15 protein-coding genes are annotated in these 18,777 nt (G+C 68.1%); 11 read left to right on the forward strand and 4 right to left on the reverse strand.

Annotated elements, in window-relative coordinates; translation table 11 throughout:
• Window positions 1–1,301 precede the first annotated feature (1,301 nt).
• The 10 genes from ACZ68L_RS42595 (at window position 1,302) to ACZ68L_RS42640 (ending at window position 15,551) form a co-directional block, all read left to right on the forward strand.
• Window positions 1,302–4,166, forward strand: a complete 2,865-nt coding sequence (locus ACZ68L_RS42595) for a CRISPR-associated endonuclease Cas3'' (protein WP_469589174.1) — start codon at window positions 1,302–1,304, stop codon at window positions 4,164–4,166.
• 323 nt (window positions 4,167–4,489) lie between these two features.
• Window positions 4,490–6,034 (forward strand): type I-E CRISPR-associated protein Cse1/CasA, encoded by a 1,545-nt coding sequence (casA, locus tag ACZ68L_RS42600; protein WP_469589177.1) that lies wholly within the window; start codon window positions 4,490–4,492, stop codon window positions 6,032–6,034.
• Window positions 6,034–6,678, forward strand: coding sequence for a type I-E CRISPR-associated protein Cse2/CasB (gene casB / locus ACZ68L_RS42605; protein WP_469589180.1), 645 nt, complete (start codon window positions 6,034–6,036; stop codon window positions 6,676–6,678). Before casA ends, casB begins: the two co-directional genes overlap by 1 nt.
• A gap of 231 nt (window positions 6,679–6,909) precedes the next feature.
• Entirely contained in the window at window positions 6,910–8,070 is a 1,161-nt protein-coding gene (cas7e, locus tag ACZ68L_RS42610) for a type I-E CRISPR-associated protein Cas7/Cse4/CasC (RefSeq protein ID WP_469589183.1), read from the forward strand.
• The gene (gene cas5e / locus ACZ68L_RS42615) at window positions 8,067–8,879 is read left to right on the forward strand and encodes a type I-E CRISPR-associated protein Cas5/CasD (RefSeq protein ID WP_469589185.1); all 813 of its coding nucleotides are present in this window, start codon (window positions 8,067–8,069) and stop codon (window positions 8,877–8,879) included. The genes cas7e and cas5e overlap by 4 nt, the downstream gene beginning before the upstream one ends.
• The gene (gene cas6e / locus ACZ68L_RS42620; protein WP_469589188.1) at window positions 8,876–9,520 is read left to right on the forward strand and encodes a type I-E CRISPR-associated protein Cas6/Cse3/CasE; all 645 of its coding nucleotides are present in this window, start codon (window positions 8,876–8,878) and stop codon (window positions 9,518–9,520) included. Before cas5e ends, cas6e begins: the two co-directional genes overlap by 4 nt.
• A 24-nt stretch (window positions 9,521–9,544) precedes the next feature.
• Window positions 9,545–11,104, forward strand: a complete 1,560-nt coding sequence (locus ACZ68L_RS42625) for a transposase (protein ID WP_469589190.1) — start codon at window positions 9,545–9,547, stop codon at window positions 11,102–11,104.
• Window positions 11,101–11,910 (forward strand): AAA family ATPase, encoded by an 810-nt coding sequence (locus ACZ68L_RS42630; protein ID WP_469589192.1) that lies wholly within the window; start codon window positions 11,101–11,103, stop codon window positions 11,908–11,910. The genes ACZ68L_RS42625 and ACZ68L_RS42630 overlap by 4 nt, the downstream gene beginning before the upstream one ends.
• A gap of 1,122 nt (window positions 11,911–13,032) precedes the next feature.
• Entirely contained in the window at window positions 13,033–13,428 is a 396-nt protein-coding gene (locus ACZ68L_RS42635) for a hypothetical protein (protein WP_469589194.1), read from the forward strand.
• Window positions 13,428–15,551, forward strand: coding sequence for a hypothetical protein (locus ACZ68L_RS42640; protein ID WP_469589197.1), 2,124 nt, complete (start codon window positions 13,428–13,430; stop codon window positions 15,549–15,551). The genes ACZ68L_RS42635 and ACZ68L_RS42640 overlap by 1 nt, the downstream gene beginning before the upstream one ends.
• Window positions 15,552–15,697: 146 nt before the next feature.
• Here ACZ68L_RS42640 and ACZ68L_RS42645 read toward each other — a convergent pair whose 3' ends face one another.
• Complete coding sequence (locus ACZ68L_RS42645; RefSeq protein WP_469589200.1) at window positions 15,698–15,955, reverse strand: hypothetical protein; 258 nt, start codon at window positions 15,953–15,955, stop codon at window positions 15,698–15,700.
• A gap of 41 nt (window positions 15,956–15,996) precedes the next feature.
• On the opposite strand from ACZ68L_RS42645, the gene ACZ68L_RS42650 reads away from it, so the two are divergent.
• Window positions 15,997–16,185: a hypothetical protein gene (locus ACZ68L_RS42650; RefSeq protein ID WP_469589202.1), complete on the forward strand. Its 189-nt coding sequence runs from the start codon at window positions 15,997–15,999 to the stop codon at window positions 16,183–16,185.
• A gap of 261 nt (window positions 16,186–16,446) precedes the next feature.
• On the opposite strand, the gene ACZ68L_RS42655 is transcribed toward ACZ68L_RS42650, so the two are convergent.
• The 3 genes from ACZ68L_RS42655 to ACZ68L_RS42665 form a co-directional block, all read right to left on the reverse strand.
• Window positions 16,447–17,085 carry a hypothetical protein gene (locus ACZ68L_RS42655; RefSeq protein WP_469589204.1) on the reverse strand — a complete coding sequence of 213 codons (639 nt, stop codon included), beginning with the start codon at window positions 17,083–17,085 and terminating at the stop codon, window positions 16,447–16,449.
• A 257-nt stretch (window positions 17,086–17,342) separates the two neighbouring features.
• Window positions 17,343–17,645: a hypothetical protein gene (locus ACZ68L_RS42660; protein ID WP_469589206.1), complete on the reverse strand. Its 303-nt coding sequence runs from the start codon at window positions 17,643–17,645 to the stop codon at window positions 17,343–17,345.
• A gap of 276 nt (window positions 17,646–17,921) precedes the next feature.
• Complete coding sequence (locus ACZ68L_RS42665) at window positions 17,922–18,647, reverse strand: DsbA family protein (protein WP_469589207.1); 726 nt, start codon at window positions 18,645–18,647, stop codon at window positions 17,922–17,924.
• Window positions 18,648–18,777 lie beyond the last annotated feature (130 nt).

Consider the following 18,777-nt stretch of genomic DNA (forward strand, 5'->3'; position numbering starts at 1 on the left):
GTTCGGGTCACTCCTCTCGCACGGGCTCTGCAGGAAGGTGCGGGGCCGTTCGGTCAGGGCGGTTGGGTCACTCCCGCTGGCGCGGGCTTTGCCCGACACAATCGTCGTAGACCGGGGCAAGATCGGGTCACTCCCGCTCGTGCGGGCTATACCTCAAGCGTGAACCGATGCTGGCGTCACGGATCGAGTCACTCCCGCTTGCGCGAGCTCTACGACTTCGGTCGCTCCGGCATTCTCGTAGTTCGGGTCACTCCTCTCGCACGGGCTCTGCAGGAAGGTGCGGGGCCGTTCGGTCAGGGCGGTTGGGTCACTCCCGCTGGCGCGGGCTTTGCCCGAGACAATCGTCGTAGACCGACCGGGGCAAGGTCGAGTCATTCCCGCTCGCGCGAGCTCATACGCCTCCGTCATCGAGCGGGTGACGGACAATTACGGGCCACTCCCGCTCGCGCAGGCTTTACCCGGTCAGCGAGGACATCGTCCGCTACCGGGCCGCGTCACTCCCGCTCGCGCGGGTTCTGCCTTCGTCCAGGTAGCCCAGGTCCCCGACGAGGCCGTCACTCCCGCTCGTGCGGGTTCTAGCTCGAGTCTCAAAGGAGGCGGATGAAGTGGTCGGCTATGCGGTCAGAGTCACTCCCGTTCGCGCGGGCTCCACCATGAGCTGAAGCGCCATACCGCCTCGAGCCTCGGTTCACTCCCGCTCGCGCGGGTTCTACGTACCGTTCAGCAGCACCGATCCGCTGGGCGCTCGCGCTGACTCTGCCGGCGTATGTCTCGGTATGTGCGTTGCAGGACGGGCCAGTCCCGCTCGCGCGGGCTCTACATCTCGCCCTGGCCGAGCTGCTTGGTGATGGGCGGGTTACTCCCGCTGGTGCGGGCTCTACGACGCCGACCCCGCCAGCGCCGCGTTCGAGGACGAGTCACCCCCGCTCGCGCGGGCTCTTCCCTGAGACAATCGTCGTCGACCGGGGCAAGGTCGGGTCACTCCCGCTCGTGCGGGCTTTATCTCAAGTGTGAACCGATGCTGGCGTCACGGATCGAGTCACTCCCGGTCGCGCGATCGGCCAGGCTCTGGCGAACGCGTCACTCCCGCTCGCGCGGGCTTTACCCTCTTTGACCTGGTCATTCTGACAGGTTTTGCGTGTCATTTGCTCGCGACCGGCGAGGGGAATGATGCCACATCGGAGGTTGAGTCGGGAGGAGTTGGATGGACAGAGCGTGGATTTTAGTGGGTGCGAGGCTGGTTGTTCTGTTCTTTGGGCGATCATGCTGTTGCGGGTTCCAGGAGGTGGCAGCGTTTGGGGATGGGAGCTGTTGAGGACGCCCGGTACGACGGTGTTGACCTTCGTCCGTGGGGGAAGTTTGATCGTGCGACGCTGAGGGTGTACTCGCTGTTGTTCCACTTGATCGATGTGGGTGCGGTGGCCGCGGTGCTGTGGGACCGGTTCCTGACCCTGAGCCAGCGCAAGGTCATCAGCGTCGGTCTGAACGTCTCGCAGGAGCAGGCACGTTCGCTGGTGTCTTTCCTGGCTGCCATGCATGACATCGGAAAGCTGATTCCGAATTTTCAGTCTTTTGAGCCTTCAGCGCGCATACGGCTGGGGGAGGTCCTGCTGGCGGATGCGGGCCCGGTGGTGCACGTGCCGCATGCACGCGCGTCGATGCACGCGGGGCTGCATCTGCTGGGTGAGCTGGGATTCGGTGTCGGCGGTAACGACAGCCCCGCTGTACGTGCCGCTCAATGTCTGGGCGGGCACCACGGCCGGTTCCTGCAACTCGACGTGGACGGGGCGGCATCCGCTCGCCGGGTGCAGGCCACTCTGGGCGGGCCCGTGTGGCGGGACCTGCGCCGCCGCTACACCCGGCTGCTGTGGCATTTGTTCAGCGTGGATGAGGCGCCGGGACGGGTGTCGGTCGAGGCTGCGGTACTGATCACGGGTCTGACGATGGTCGCCGACCGGGTCGCGAGCCAGCGCCGGTACTGGGTGCCCAACGCGGACACTCCCTCCTTCGGTGCCGCTGAGCACCACAGTCACGCCCGCAAGCAGGCCGAGGAGGAAGTCGAGCGGCTCGGTCTGGCCCGCTTCTCATTGGACCGGGTCCCGTTCACCACCGCTCACCCGGGACTTGAAAAACCCAACGCTCTTCAAGCCTCCGTGATGGAGGAGTTGCCGCGGCTGGTTGCCGCGCGGGGGAGTGGCATCGCGGTGGTCACGGATGCCATGGGGGCGGGCAAGAGCGTGGCCGCTCTGGAGATGGCGCGGATCTTCAACGAGCACTGCGGTACCCAGGGGGTGATGTGGCTGCTCCCGGCTACGGCCGCCGCCGACCAGGCTTATGACGTCCTGGACCGGTACGTGCGCGCCCACCAGCCCGAGTACGCCCCCGTGACGCTGGTGCACCACCACAGCGATCTCAACGAGGCCTACACCGGCAGGCGCCTGTCCCCGGCGGACACGTCCGTCCTGGACGGGCCACCCGATGACCCGTTCACCGACGACCCGGACGACCTCCTGGCCGGCGACGAGGCGGAGTCCGGCCCGGGGACCGCGGGCCCCGACCGGTGGCTGCGCGGATGGGACAATGCGCTCCTGGCCCAGTACACCGTCTCCACCACCGACCAGGCGCAGATGGCTGTCCTCCCCGTCCGCTACAGCGCGCTGCGCATGCTGGCCCTGTCGGGCAAGACCGTCGTGGTCGACGAAGCTCATGAGCTGGACCCGTTCAGCCAGCTCCAGTTGCTGCGCCTGCTGCACTGGCTGGGAGCTCTGAACTGCCCGGTTGTCCTGCTGTCGGCGACGATGCCCGCGTCCACCACCACCGAGCTGGTGCGGGCTTACCTGTCCGGAGCAGGTCAAACCGGTCTCCACGGCGTTTCGTTCGCCCCCGGCTACCCCGGGTGGCTGTTCGCGGACGCGGCGACCGCCACCGCCCACCGCATGTCCGAACCGGCCCAGGCCAGGCAACGGGCCGCCCAGCGCAGGACCGCACGTATCCGCACCCGCCCGGTCACCTACCGCCGCCTCGGGCAGGCCGGCCGCACCGTCGAGGAGGGGGAGCGCCTGGCCGTGATCGCCGACGTTCTCCAGCCGGTGGTCCGCCACGGCGGATGCGCGGCCGTGGTGTGCGCGACCGTCGCCGACGCACAGGACACCTACCAGTACCTGCGCCGCACGTGGACCGGCCCGCCGCACGACCTGGTCCTCGTCCACGCCCGGGTCCGGGGGCGGCAACGGCAGAGCACGCTGAGCGACCTCCGCCGCCGGCTGGGGCCCAACGGTCCGCGCCCCGCCCGCCTCGTCGTCGTCACCACCAGCCTCCTCGACACGAGCCTGGACATCGATGTCGACCTGATGGTCAGCGATCTCGCTTCTCTGGCACGCCTGCTGCAGCGCCTGGGCAGGCTGGGCCGCTTCACCCGCCTGTGGGCCGGACGGAACCGTCGCCCCGCCTGGTGGGACCGTGAGACCAGCCCGACGCTGACGGTGCTGCACCCGGTCAACTCCCGCGGCGCGACGGCCCTGCCGCCCGGATGGGGCACGGTCGAGCCCGCCGTATCCCTCCACGAAACCGCCCGGCTCCTCCCGGCCCTGGAACAAGAACCCCTGGTCGTACCCGACGATGTCCAGGCCCTCGTCGAACAAATCCACGGCGTCACCTCCGGATTCGCGGCGGAAACGAAGCGCCTGCAGCAGATGGCTGCCACACACCAGACCCGAACCGGTCGCCAGCAGCAGCTCAGCGCAGTCCACCTGGTGCCCCCGGCGAAACGCGTCTCTTCCCTGGCCGACCTGCACCGCCAGCACCTCACCACCGCCCAGGCGGCCACCCGGCCCGGTGTCCTGCCCCGCCGCCTGCTGCCCTGCTACCGCAGCCCCGACGGCACCCTGACCCTCGACGCAGCCGGCCTTCTCCCGCTCCCGGACCAGGAACACCTCAGCACGCGCCACCTGCGCAGCATCCTGGAAAACACACTGCCCGTCCCGGCCGCCTGGGTCACCCGCGCTTCCGCCCGGCATCAGCCGCCCGCAAGCTGGAAGCAGCACCCACTTCTCGCCGACACCGTGCTGCTGCCCACCGATTCCGCAACCCGTGAGAGTGAACAGCATTTCGGCCATCACTGGCTCCGCATGGACGAAGAGCTCGGCCTCCTGCACCGCAAGCAGTAGTTATCACCGTGGGTGAAACTCAGGGTCGAAAGCATCACGCCATCTTTCGGTAGTCGGACTTTCTCACCGGTCGCGAAGCGCTGCGGCGACGTGATTCGCTGTGCCCGCACACCACCGAACGCCCAGTCGCACATCGCACACCATTCCGCCCCACAAGGGCGTGGCGATGTCCCCGGCGCACCACCCGGACGCGCTTGGCCGGCCCCGGCCGCCGCTGTGCCCCACAGTGACAAACCACCCAAGAACACCACCACCCCGGCCACGGTTTGCCCGCACCCCGAACCTCCGCACGCCCCTCCCCAGTCCCGAAAGAACCATCCCTCTTGTCTTCGATATCCCCGCCCGCCACATTCAGCGCAGCCGACAACCCCTGGATCGACGTCCGCACCGGCCCCCACTACGACCAAGTAGGCCTGCGAACCCTGTTCCTGGACGCTCACCGCATCGACGATCTCACCCTGCCCCACCCGCCGGCAGCCTCCGCACTGCTGCGGATCGCGGCTTCCATCACCGCCCGAATCACCGGCCTCGACGACCCCGAGCTCACTGCCTCCCAGTGGAACGCCCTGCGCCGCCGGTGCCTGGCCAAGGGCCGCTTCGACCCGGACGCCGTCCACGCCTACTTCGACCAGCACGCCTGGGACGTCTTCGACCCGGCCCGGCCCTGGCTGCAGGACCCCGCGCTGCGCACCCAGTGTCCCCACAGCACTGGCATCAACGTCTTCGTGCCCGGGCGTCCCGGTGGAAACAACCTGGCCTGGTTCAGCCCGCACAGCCACCACACTGCCGAGCCCGTGCCCACCGCCGAGGCTCTGCAGATCCTGCTCATCCACCACTACTACGGGCGTTCGGGCAAAGGCACCCCCCGCACCATCGGCGGCGCCACCATCGGGAAGCAGAGCAGCGGCCCCCTGCGCTCCAGCGTCTCTTTCCACCCCCTGGGCCGCACGCTGCACGAAACGCTCCTCGCCGGCGTGCCCGCCTTCACCGGCGACGAACAGGCACCCGGTGCAGACGCCTGCCCCTGGGAAGAACCCGCACCACCCGACCCGCAGGCTCAGCTGATTCCGCAGACCTGGCCCGGCCGGCAACTGACCGGACTGAGCCGGCACGCAATCCTCCTCGTGCCCGGCCAAGGCGGTGCCACCGTCACCGACGCCTACATCACCTGGGCCACCCAGGTGCCCAGGCCGATCACCACCGACCCCTACCTCGCCTACCGCTTCATCCCCGAACGCAGGGACGTCGCCCGGCGCCGCACCCTCCACCGCGCTGATGCGTCCCGCGCATGGTGGCGCGACCTGGAGACACTCCTCCTGGCCCCGGACGAACACGGCACACACCGCCGGCCGACGATCTTCGACACCCTCAACGACCTTCCCGAACCCGTGCGGCTCAGCCTGCGGATCCGCGTCCACGGATTCGATCAGGACGGCAAGGTCATCGACCGGCAGTGGTACACGGCCCTTACCCCACCGCTGCTGAACTGGACCCAGGAACACGACCCGGTCAAAGCCCAGCGCATCGCCGAGTGCTGCCAGGAAGCCGAACAGACCGCGCAGCAACTGGCGATCGTCACCAAAGCGGCCTGGAAGGCCGCCACCGGCGGCAGCCCCGCCAAGAATAAGCAGCCCCCCTGGACCGGCAAGGCCCTGACCCGGTACTGGCCGAAGGCCGAAACGGTGTTCTGGCGGCTCCTGGACGAACCCGGCACCGGTGCACCCGCCGCGTTTGCGGACGCGGCCGCAGCCGCCCTGCGCGAGGTCACCGAAGCCGCCCGGATCCGCCATACCTCCGCAGCCCGCGCCGTCGCCCATGCCGTCAGGGACCTTTACCGCCGGCCCTCAGCGCCCCGGAAGGCCGCCTGATGCCCACCGCAGCCGAACACCGCGCCTCCTGCGACGCGTTCATCTCCCACGTCCACCTCCTGTGCGCCGAGCCCGGCGTCCGCGTCCGCCTCAGCAGGGGGAGGGGCCGCCCGGTCGAGGAATGCGCCCCGATGGACCGCTACCTGGCCCGGCGCACCGCGCACCGCAACGGGCGCCGCGCCTACTACACCGTCGCGAGCCTCATCGCGACGGCCGGGCCCCAGGCTCATACCCCGGGCGTGCGCCCCGACCCGGACAACGACACCGGCCTCATGACCGTGGGAGACGATCCCGGCGCCCTTCTCGTTGTCCCCGTCGAACCGGCACGTGCACCATCGTCGCCGGATCCGGCGGCCTGGTTCGCCCGGCCGAATCTCGGCGCCACCCTCGCCACCGCCGTACGCAAAGCTGGCCACGGAGCGGAGCGCACCGAGGATCTCCTGAGCGTCCTGACTCGCCTCAGCGACGACCAGTTGCACCGCCGCCTGCCCGCTGCCGTCACACGGCTGCTGAAGGACAACATCACCCCAGACTGGGGTGTCCTCCTTCACGACCTGGTGCAACGCCCCCACCACCGTGACCAGGTCGGACTGCGCTGGCGCGACGCCTTCTACCTCGCCACCCCCGAACCCCGGCGCTCCTGACCCCCCGACCCGACCGGCCCCTTTCTGCCAACTACCCGTCGGGACACCGTCCCGGGGCAGGCCGCCCGGCAGCTCACGTTCCGACCCGTCCGGCACCTCGGGCCCCGCCCGACCGCCCGGACCGGTCGGCGGCGCACAGACCGATCCCGACCCTTCCCACAGTCCACGGCACCCCGTACCCCGCGGGCCGTATCAGCGGCATGCCCGCCGACCAGTGAAAGAAGCACACCCATGCATACCCCGGCACGCTTCCTCGACCTGCATATCCTCCACCCCGTCACCGCCGCGAACCTCAACCGTGACGCGGACAACGACCCCAAGACCATCTCCTTCGGGAACGCGACCCGGGCCCTCGTCTCGCCCCAGGCATGGAAGCGCCCCATCCGCCTCAGCGTCGAACAGGAACTCGGCGAGCACGCCGCCCGCACCCGCATGGTGCCGCCCCTCGTCGCCCGGAAACTGCAGGAAGCCCAGTGGCCCGAGGACCTCGCCGAGTTCGCCTCGGCACAGATCGTCCACTCGGCCAAGAACGGCGGCCTGCAGCACAACGCCAAGGAGGGCTACCGCACCCAGGCCATGCTCTACCTCCCGACGGACGTCATCGACGACCTCGTCGCCCTGTGCGAAAAGCACCGCACCGCACTCGAAGAAGCACTCGCCGCCCACACCCCCAAGAAGAAGATCGACGCGGTCCTGCCCGCGAAAGACCTCGCCGCGCACCTGACCCGCCGCACCGCGAGCATCAACCTGTTCGGGCGCATGCTCGCCGAACTTCCCGCCGGTCACGTCGAAGCAGCCGTACAGATGGCCCCCGCCTTCTCCGTGCACCAAAGCGATCCCCAGCCCGACTTCTTCACCGCGGTCGAAGACCTGCCCCAGAACGGTGACTCCGGCAGCGCCCATCTCCAGACCGCGTTCCTGACCACCAGCGTCTTCTACCGTTTCGCGACCATCAACATCACCGACCTCCACCACAACCTCGGACCCGGCGCCTCCGCCGACACGGTCAACGATCTCGTCGAGCTCTTCGTCCGGCACTTCATCCTGAGCATGCCTGGCGGCAAGAAGACGTCCACCGCACCGCACACCGTCCCCGACCTCGTCCACTACACCGTCCGCGATCGCCGCTCCGTCTCCTACGGCGCCGCTTTCGAACAGCCCGTCAAAGCCGCACCCCAGGGCGGCTACACCGCCCCCGCACGCCAGGCGCTCGCCGACTACGCCGCCACCATCAGCCGCCTGCTCGGCACCCGCCACCTTGTCGCCCACGGACACACCGGCACCACCGCCAAGCCCATCAAGGACCTCGGCGCCCACCATGCATCCTTCGACGACCTCGCCGCAGCCTGCGCCGCCGCGACCGCCGCTCTCACCCCCGCGGGGCGGCCGTGACCGGCCTCGTTCTGCGACTGGCAGGCCTTTTGCAGTCCTCCGGCGAACGCGGCGTCTTCCACTACCGCGACACGTGCGCCTTCCCCACCCGCTCCTCGCTCATCGGTATGTTCGCCGCGGCCCAGGGGCGACCCCGCGAACACGCCCTCGACCCCTACCCCCACCTGCAGGCACCGGGCGACACCACCGCCCCGAGCCACCGCGACCTGACCTTCACCATCCGCGTCGACCAGCCCGGCACCCTGTACCGCGACTTCCACACCGTCGGCGGCGGCTACCCCAAAGATCAAGGCCTTCTCACCGGCAACGGCACACGGCGAAAACCCTCCGCCTCCACGCTCGTCTCCCACCGCGACTACCTCACCGGCGCCGTCTTCACCGTCGCAGTTGAAGGACCCGCCCGCCTCATCACCCACATCGCCGAAACTCTCCAACGGCCCCGATTCGGGCTCTTCCTCGGCCGCCGTGTCTGCCTGCCCGACGAACCCCTCGTCCTTAACACGGGCAGCCCCGACCCTGTCACCGAACTCCTCACCCGCACCCCCCTCACCCGCAACCGGCCCCCCGGCGGCCCCACCGACACACGCCTGACCACCACATTCGTCTGGGAACACCCACCCCCCGGCGCCGACCCCGCCACCCCACCCGACCGGGAAAGCACCAGCGAACCCACCAACCTCACCCGCACCGCCCGACGCCACCTGCCACGCCCCCTGTGGATGACCACCGAACACCTGCCCGCCCACCTCTACGCAGGACCCCGACCGGTCGACGCCCTCATCACGTACGTGCACGGAGAGCCCGCATGACCAGCCTCACCCGCATCGTCCTCGACCCCCACCATGCAGCGGTCAGAGCCGATCTCGCCGACGTCGACAGTCTCCATAAGACCCTCATGCGCCTGGTCCCCGACCACACCGGCCCCGCACCCCGGGCCACTGCCGGCCTGCTGTTCCGCACCGAACCCGGACCCGACCCCACCCTTCTCGTTCAGACGGCCCACACCCCCGACCTCACCGCCCTGCCCACCAGCTACGGCACAGCCCGAACCCTCGACCTCACCCCCCTGCTGAACTCCCTCACCCCCGGGCGCACCATGCGCTACCGCATCACCGCCGCCCCCACCATCGCACGCTCCGCAGGCAACCCAACCCGCCACCCCGTCACCGGGAAACGCCGCGGCAAAATCACCCACCTCACCGGCGACGAAGCCATCGCCTGGTGGCAACGCCGCGCCACCGCCGTCGGACTCGAACCCCTTACCATCTCCGGCCTCCCCCGGCCCTTCCCCCGCACCCGCCTCGCACGCTCCGCCCCCTACTTCACGCTCACCCAGTTCGACGGCCTCGCCCGCATCACCGACACCGGCCTCCTCACCCACGCCCTGACGAACGGCATCGGCAGAGCAAAAACCTACGGAGCAGGCCTCCTCTCACTCGCCCCCGCCTGACCCCCATCAGAAAACACATCCGTCATGCAACGAACGCCTGACCAGAGCGCCCTGCGCGCTGCCGCCATCCACCGGCTCTACACCCTCGAGCAGTCAGAACGGCTCACCCGCTCCCGGATCATCGGCGTCGCCGACGCTTTCGGTGTCGACCCTCGCACCGTCGACCGCTGGCTCGCCAACGCCCGCGCCAACAACGGCACCTACCAACCCCAAGGCCGCCCCTGCTTCGTCCTCACCCCGCTCATGCTCGACGCGGTGGCCCGCTGGCGCGGCAACGCCACCGCCGCGTGGAGGGAACTGCGGGCCGAGGGCCACCCCGTCCCGTCCCTGCCCACCTTCCACCGCGCCGCGAACAGAGCCCTCAGCCCCGGGATACGTGCCGGCCTCCGCGGCGGTGAGAAGGCCCGCCGACGCTTCGACGTGGCAGGTGAACGCGACCGCCGCCACCGCAACTACGCCTGGGAGACCGACCACGTCGAAGCCAGCGTCAAAGTCCGCGTCGAAGGCCACATCCGCAAACCATGGATCACCTTCTTCGTCGACTGCGCCGCCTCAGCCATCTGCGGCCTCGCCATCAGCCCGCAACGCCCCAGTCGCGAAGGCGTCCTCGTCGCCATCCGTGACGCCATCCTGATCGACGAACACCACGGGCCGTTCGGCGGCATCCCCATGTACGTGCGCGTCGACGGCGGCAAAGAATTCCTGTGCGCCACGGTCAAGGAAGCACTCGGCGTCCTGGGATCCGAAATCATCGCTCTGCCCCCCTTCACGCCCGAGGGCAAAGGCAACGTCGAAGCAGTCAACGGAGCCATCAAGAAGACCCTGTTCGCCGGCATGCCCGGCTACACCCACGCCCCCACCCTCCGCGGCGGCAAACCCGTCGACCCCGACCAACCACTGCTTCACTTCGAAGCGTTCGTCGGCCTGGTCCTCGAATGGGTCCACCGCTGGAACCACGAGAACACCCCCAGGAGCCTGGGAGGCCAGACTCCCCGCCAAGCGTGGGACGCCGACCCCGCGCTCATCGACACCGTCACCGCCGAAGACCTCCACACCTACACCCTCGAACGCCACGGCAAGCCCCTGGTCATCAACAACGGTGGTGTCCGCTGGCGCAAGCGCAACTACATCGCCGACTGGATGCACGGCCGCGTCGGCGAAAAGGTAAACCTGCGCTACCTCCCGCACCACGATCACCGCGTCGAACTCTACGACCCGCAAACCGGGCGCCACCTCGGCGCCGCCGTCATGACCGGACAAGCGACCCCGGAGCAGACCCTCAGCCTCAAACGAGCCCGGCGACGCGAAGCCGACCACCTGCGCGCCCAACTGAAGAAGGCCGAGAAGAACCGCAACACCCGCTACGCGGCCGCAACCAGCCCTGCCCCACCCGTGCCCCTGGACGTGATGCCCGAGGAAGAGGCTCTCGAGCACCTGCGGGCCCTCGACGGCTTCGACCCGGCCGCAGAGGCACTGCCCGACCTCATCCAGCTGCCCGAACCCGACGCCGAATGGACCCTGCCCCTCAACCCTAATGCCGCACCGTCACCCCAGCCGCCCACCCACCCCGAGGATCAGCCGTGAGCACCCCCACCACCTCGCCCCGCCCCAGCCAGCTCCCGCCACCCAGCCAAGACCACTACCTGGGCCTCACCGGAGCCAACGCCATGGCCACCAAAGCCGTAGCCGAAACCGAAGCCCGCATACTCAAGGCCATCAAGCACAACGCCATGGTCTGCATCCACGGACACGTCGGCCTCGGCAAAACCTTCGCCGTCCACACCGTCCTACGCCGCCGCGCCCCCGGAACCACCGTCCGGCTGCGCTACAACAACGGCGCCAACATGAACGAAATCCGAACCCAGCTCTGGCGCCGCCTCGACCTGCCCGGAGAGCCGCCGCAGTCCGTCGGCCCCTGCGACCAGCAGATCCAAGACGCGCTCGAAGCAGAGCCACGCGTCCTGCTCATCGATGAAGTGCAAGGACTCGGGACCAAGGCACTGGAGTACTTCCGCACACTGTGGGGCGACGACGCCCGCCGAGCTGCCATCATCCTCGTCGGCAGCGGCAACGCCCGGCAAAAGATCCTCAACAACCAGGCTCTCCACTCCCGAATCCTCGACTGGTACCAGTTCAGCCCCCTCACCCCCACCGAAGTCCAGGCCATCATCCCCGCCTACCAGCAGGTCTGGGCCGATGCGCAACCCGAACTGGTTCTGTACACCGACGACATGGCTGGCCACGGATCGTTCCGGAACTGGGCAAGAATCACCCTCCTCCTCCACGACGCACTCGAGGAGAACCCCGACCTCACCCTCAGCAAAGACCTCATCCGCTGGGTACTCAGCCGCATCGACCCCACCACCCGCCACACCCCGCAACGCAGCTGACCGCACCAGCCCCCGGCCGGAGCGAAGCCCGCCTGCGGGCGTGCCAGCAGTACGGACGAACGACGAGGCGCCATTCAGCGGCGCCTGCTGGGCGAACTCGGCACCGCGGAAGTGCGCGCACCGGATCGAGGAGGTGCTGTCATGAAGTGATGGGTTTGATCAAATGACCACGATCCTCGACCCCAGGGCTGCCGTCCGTCCCGATCTCATCGTCCAGGACTTCCAGCCCGGCCGCACCGGGCTCGGTGCCATCCCAGCCTACGGCGGCCGCCCACGCTCGACCGGGCCCATCAGCACACCGCCGGCGCCCGTAAAAGGGGCACCGGAGGGGGCTGAACGGGAAGATCCGGCATACCTGGCGGCTGGCCAGGCGCTCGGCCGGTCGCCACCATGGCCTAGCGTGCCACCGCCGGCACCGGGGCGGTAGTGGCTCCGCAGCACGTACGACGGAGCCACACGAGTACCGTCCTGTCAGGGCACTCATCATGACCGTACGACCGCGAGTGTCGACATGCCCTGGCGTCTGCTTCAGCAGGGGCTCGCCGCAGCGACTACGCAGCCCATTCGGGCCGAAGGAAGCTGGGCTGCCCCAGGCGAGGGCGGCCGGGGTGTCGATGGCATGCAGGTCTGCGCGATCTGACGGTCAATTGCCGCGGTTGCCGAGCTGACGCACGATGCCGTATCGCTTTCCCTCATCTATGGGGGTTCCAGCAAGCCTTGCCTACCTGCGCCGCCGCGACAGCATCTCAGGGGAGCGCGGGCGGGTTTACTGAGCGTTGCTGGTGGGGGCGGCCCAGGTCCGCTGGCGGGAGCGTTTTTGCGTCAGGTTTGCGATGGCACGTCATCAAAAGAGGCCGGAAGGCATTGTGGCCGCTGCCGTTACAGGGTTCGATTGCACGTTTGGTGATCACGTGATTGCGCTGCGGCAATGAAGGGGCCCCTGCGGCACGTACTCCGGCGTCCGTTTTCTCGGTGAAGCGGATTGCTGTAAATGGATGTTGCGCTGACATGGCCCCTTTTGAGTCACATTACCGATCTTGCTGATTTCATCTGATGTGGCCTGCGATTCTGCGGCGAGTGTCCGAAGGGGGCACTGCAGCTTTGCGTGGGGGAGGACCTGGGATGGACGAGCAGGCCCAGTTGGTGGCTGTTGCTGTCGGGGCGGCTACTGCGTTGGTGGCAGAAATGACGAGGGACGGGTGGACTGCTGCGAGGGAAGTAGTGGCCCGTGCGTTTCGCCGGGGCGGGGAAGAACAGGAGGAGCGGCAGCTGGCCCGCCTTGATGCTGATCAGCGCGAGGCGCAGACCACGGACACGGCGGTGCTGCGCGACCGGTGGCAGCGGCGTCTACTGACGCTTCTCGAGGACCACCCGGAGGCCAAGCAAGACCTGGCTCTTCTGGTGTCGAAGCAGCCGGACACCCAGACCGGGGTCAGCCTTTCAGCGATCGGCAACAGCGGCCCTGTCATCCAGGCAGGGCGTGACAACTTTGGCGGCCTGCACACCGGCAGGCAGTGATGGCCCTCGACTCGTCCCAACCGCCCGTACCCACATTCCTGTCCGCCTCGCACAACACCGCACCCACGGTTCAAGCGGGCGGCAGCATCTACGCGCCTATCAGCATCACCCACCGACCGAAACTGCCCACCTGGCCCGTCCCCGCCCAGGATCTGGTCGGCGCCCACGGCTCCGTGTGGGCCCCCACGCCCACACCTGAACGGGCAGAGCGGGCACTTGCCGTGCGCGGACTCGTGGCCATCGAAGGAGAACCCGGCTCAGGCCGCAGAACTTCCGCCCTGCGAGCCCTAGGGCGCCACCTGCACACCGTGGCCGGCGCCGCCCACCTCATCGAGTTCTCGCCGGACTGGGACGACGAGGAGACACCGGACGCCGACGTACTGCCCGAACCCACCCCAGGCAATGGCTACGTCCTTGACCTCTCCGCCCGCCCCCTGACCTCCCAAGCCTCATACGCCCTCGCCTCGTGGGCAGAAACACTCCGCGCCGCCCAGGCATGCGTTGCCCTGGTGACCGGGCCCGGCTTATGGACCATCGACCCTGTCGCTGTAGTCACCGCAGAGCGCCCCGACCCACTCACCGTCGCCCGAAACCACCTCGCAGGCCCGCTCGGAAGCCCCGAGCACGCCGAGTGGCTCAATGCGGAACCTCCCCACCGCACGCGCGCATTCAGACCAAGCACACCAGGGCTCACCCACACAGGTGCGCTCCGCGACATCATGAGCGACCGTGTGAGCCCCACCGACGCAGTCGCCATGGCCGCAAGGATCAAGAACATCACCCCGGCCCGCCTGCAAAGAGCACTTGAGCAGCAGGAAGCCGAAGGCCCTGAATCCGACGACATCCGCAGGATCAAAGACGAAGTACGGCTCTGGGAGGGGTTCCTGACCCGAGTCCTGACCGAGCCGGGTACCCGCGGCGCCGACCGCACCATGCTCCTGGCCGCCTCCTACCTGGAGAACGCGCCCCTCGAGCTGTGCATCAAAGTCGCTGGAGAGTTTGGCGAGCGCCCTGAGGACCAGAAGCGGCGCTACAGGGAGGGCCGCAGCCCTCGCCGGCGGATGCAGAGCGTCGGGGTGGACGTCTCCGAAGACGACCGAGCCGTCTTTCACCGCATGCCCGGACTGGCCATGACCGCCATCCGCACCGACTGGCACCACTGGGCAGAGGAACGGCAGGCCACCAGGGACTGGCTCAAGAACGTCACGACGTCCGGAGTCATGTCCGACCAGTGGTCCGAACAGATCGCTGAGCGCCTGCTCGAGCTCTCCCGCACGGCCGTCGATCCGCCGCTCTTTCCCGTCCTCAAACACTGGATCGAAACAAGCAGACCCGACAGTCCACGCCTGGACACCGCAGCCCGCATCCTCACAGCCGCAGCCCACACCCCGGAACTCGAGCACACCACCCATCGCTATCTACTCGACGCCACCAAAAGCAACCTTGCCCACCGCACCACCGCCGCCCTGGTCTGCCACGGCGCCTACAGTGCCGACCACCCCAACAAAGCACTGACCCGGCTCCGCTGGATCCTGGGCAACAATCCCGTCGAGGACCGGGCCACCATCATCGCCACCGATGCCCTCATTGCCCAGGCATCCGCTGGCAACGAAGGCTTCACCCGTGTGATCAACGCAGTGGAAACCTGGCTCACTCGCTACAAAGAGCACATTGCTGGCCCCCGAGCGTTCCTCGCCCTGGCCGACCCCGCCCACTCCGTGCTGCCTCAACTCCTCACCCGGGCCCAGGCCTCACCCAGCGAGCGCGAATTCCTCATCGAAGCCTGGACCACGACCCTCGCCCACCCCGCCGTCCGCGAACGCGCCTACGCAGTCCTCGTCGCCTGGGCGCACGCTGTACACGAGCGGAACCTCGACCAGGACTTCGTCTTCGGCCTCCTCACCGACGTCCGCAACGCCCACACGCCGCGCGACGCCATGTCCCGCTTCCTCTACGGAAACCCCGAAGCCGAGGATCCAGCACTTGTCGAAGCGCGCCACGCCCTCGCCAACCTGCAGATCTGCCGCCACAACATCTGCACCCGCCCCGACTGCGGCACGCGCCTCCAAACCCCCGAAACCGGCAACACCCCGGCCGCCCCCGACCCCACAGGAGCGGGGTGACGCCCGTACCTCCCGCCCGCGCAACCCACCTCCGATTCCCAATCAGCCGATGGATCCTCGCCCCGCTCACCACCTGGCGAGCCCGCCAACTGGCCTTCGACTACGGCCCTGGAATGGACGCTCGAACGGCCTGGGCACTGGCCCGCCTACGGGACAAACCAGAAGAGCTCAGCTACGCCCTCGACCAGCTGTCCCAGATCCGATTCCCCCGCCCATGAGCGGGGCCCGGGCCGGCGGATGCGGATGCGGATGCGGATGCGGATGCGGATGGGCCGCAGTGGCAAGCCGTGGTCCGCCGCGGCTTGCTCGGCTCCGGCGGGCGCCCGGTAGAGCGAGGCGACCGACGGGCGCTTGCCCGCGTTCTTGCCGGTCTTGACGACCAGCTTCTCGCCGACGGCGAACACGTGCCCAACGCGGAACTGCTCAACTTCCCGCTCGGCCCGATGTGAAGGTCAACGAGCCGCTGGGCCTGTACTGGAGCACCATCGCCGACGCGGTCAGCTTCATGACCCAGCGAATGGGCCGGTCGGCCACGACCGGCCGACTCGTACAGCAGGGCTGGGACACCATCGCCCTCGGCCTCACCGAAACCGACGCCCGCACCCGCCTTCTGCACTGCTCTTTGCACCCCTGACCAGGGTGCCCCCTCCCACGGAGCGGGCCTTCAGGAACGGCCAGGTGGTGACGAAGTCGCTCGAACGGTTGACGACGGCTGGTCGCCGGGATGGTGGCTGATTTCCCAAGGAAGGGGTAGGTCAGCTCTGGCCGGGGCAGGGGGCGTTGGCTCTGGCCCGGTTGCGGTGACCGTGGACGGTGACAACAAAGGCCCCGGTTCCGGCCGGGGCGCCATCAGACTGCGGGCTGGTGGCGGTGGGATGGGCGCTCCTGCGGCTGGTCAGCCGGCCGCTGTCTCCTGCTGGGAGTCGGCCGCAGCGGGCTCAGAAGCGGCCGTCGCGGTGTAGAAGACGGACGAGCCCTGCTTGGTGCGCTGAGCCTGGCTTTTGGCGACCAGCCCTTCGAGGGTGGTACGCACAACGGTGGTCTTGACGCCGCGGTCAGGGTGGGCCTGCGTGAGCGCGGCGGCGATTTCGGTGGCGGAACGCGGCTCGCTCTGCTGCTCCAGGTGGCCGCGGATCAGGTTGACGAGGGTCGGCTTGGTGTCTGTCTTGGGTGCCTTCGCAGAGGATGCCTTCGCGGACGAGGCCTTGGCAGCGCTCTTCTTGGATGCCGTCGTCTTTGCACTCGTGGCGGCCGACTTCTTCGACTTGCTCTGCTGGGATTCGGGGGAGGCCTGATGCGGAACGGTGGGCGCGGCCGTGGTGTCTGCCTCACTGGCCGGGCTCGCGCCGCCGAGTGCCTCCTGCACGCTCACCAGCACAGTGTGGTCGTGCTGCAAGGCACGCAACTGCTCCTGCAACGCCTCGATCTCCGCACTGACACGTTCCTGCTCCTTGACGTTGCGCTCAAGGTCGCCCGTCACTTGGGCGATGTACTGCGACGTCAGTCCCGGGGCGTGGGCCTGAATTTCCGGCATGGCATGGGCCTTTCTGCAGCTCGCGGGTACGGCAGTGAAAGGCACGAACCCGGTCCGCGAGCGGGTGGAGGCAGGTGCCTCGCCTGTGCTGACTGGGGCACCCGCAGGACACAACTGCCGCAGCGTGCAGCAGTGTTTAGAGATAGTACTCACGAGTAGAGCCCTGATGTGCCATTCGAGTGATGTCTCACTCTTCCGTTCAGGGTGAGGAGCCAGCAGATGCGGGGCACGCAACGACGAGGCTGACCGGGGCGCTGTCACTGCTGAACCGCCGTGCGGCCCACCCGGGCCTGCTGGGGAGAGAGGTGCCAGGCGACTTCGCCGGTATCCCGGTAGTACTGCCAGGCAGCGAGCGAGCGCGAAGTCACCAGCCGGTCGAGGAGCGCCTCAGTCTGGTAGGGCGAGTGGCTGCTATGGATGAACTGGAACGCGCGATCGGCGGGCGACTGCCTGAACGGCCAGACAGCTGAACGAAGCCGGGTGGCCGTAAGCCCTCGTCCTCGGTAGTGGCTCCGGCGATGGACAGAAGCAGCGAAGGCCATGGAGATCATCTTTTGCATGCCCTGCCAATGCAACAAACATCGGACACGGCCCGGCTCCAGGAATCGCTCCGACGAGATCAGCGGCTGCCCAGTGAAGGAGATGCCTCACGGAACGCCACGGAGGGTGTCAATCCGGCTGTTTGACTATTGGGCGCGTACCGGGACAAGGCCGAGTCTGGCGAGGCTTTCGCCTCTCTGTGGCGGCCCATTGAGAGGTCTCCGCACGATGAGCAGCCACCGCGTCGGCTCCTCATCGGACGGGGTTGCGTGACGGGACGCGATCGGGCTTGGCGGTCAGAGGGATGACCACTGCCCCGGGTTCTGCCGGATCTCCCTGAGCAACTGGGCGAACAACTGCTTGTCAAAGAGCACCCCGTTGTACTCCTCGGGGACTCGCATCCCGTTGATCACGGCGGTGGGTGTGCCCGGGCCGCGGGGGTCCGTCCCTCCAGCAATCTCGTAAGCCTTTTCGGACTTGGTCACGAAGCTGCGGTACTTCATGTTCTTGACGGCGGAGTCGAAGGTCGAGCTACGCAGCCCCTCGACCTTGCTGGCCAGCTCCAAGAGAAAGGCATTGGTGTATCCGTCGATGGCTTCTTCAGGCTGATGCTTGTAGAGCACGGCGTGATACTCGGCGAATTTGCCCGCTTCCAGCGCAGCGCGCAGCGCATTGACTGCCCTCTTTGAGCCGCTGCCTCCCAGCCTGTCGTCCAGGAAGGACGCGAGGGTGTACTCGGTTTTCACCTGACGTCGCTTGGTCGCAGTGAGCAGTGCCGGGCCGCCGCCGGTCAACTCGAACTCCCCACAGACGGGGCAGCGCGGGTCCTCGTAGAGGTGCACGGTGACCGGCGCACCCGGATCCCCGACGGTAATCGTGGTGCCGTTCCCGTCGAGCTTCGCGGGCAGGTTTTCCAGGCCGGCGTTAGTTGCCCCCAAGGCGCTCCTCTCGCCGCATCCGGCCAATGACAGCCCCAGCACACCCGCTACAACGGCTGCGGCAAGCCGTCTCCTGCCATGCATCACCAGCACGTGTCCCTCCCAAGATCAGGAGGACACTAGTAGTACTTCGTTAGGTTGATTTGATCTTGGTGGTCGTGGCGGTGCATGCTGCGGCTCGTGGATCTTGATGAGGTGGAGAAGCTCCGCGGAG

The organism is Streptomyces sp. NPDC104309, from assembly GCF_055584025.1.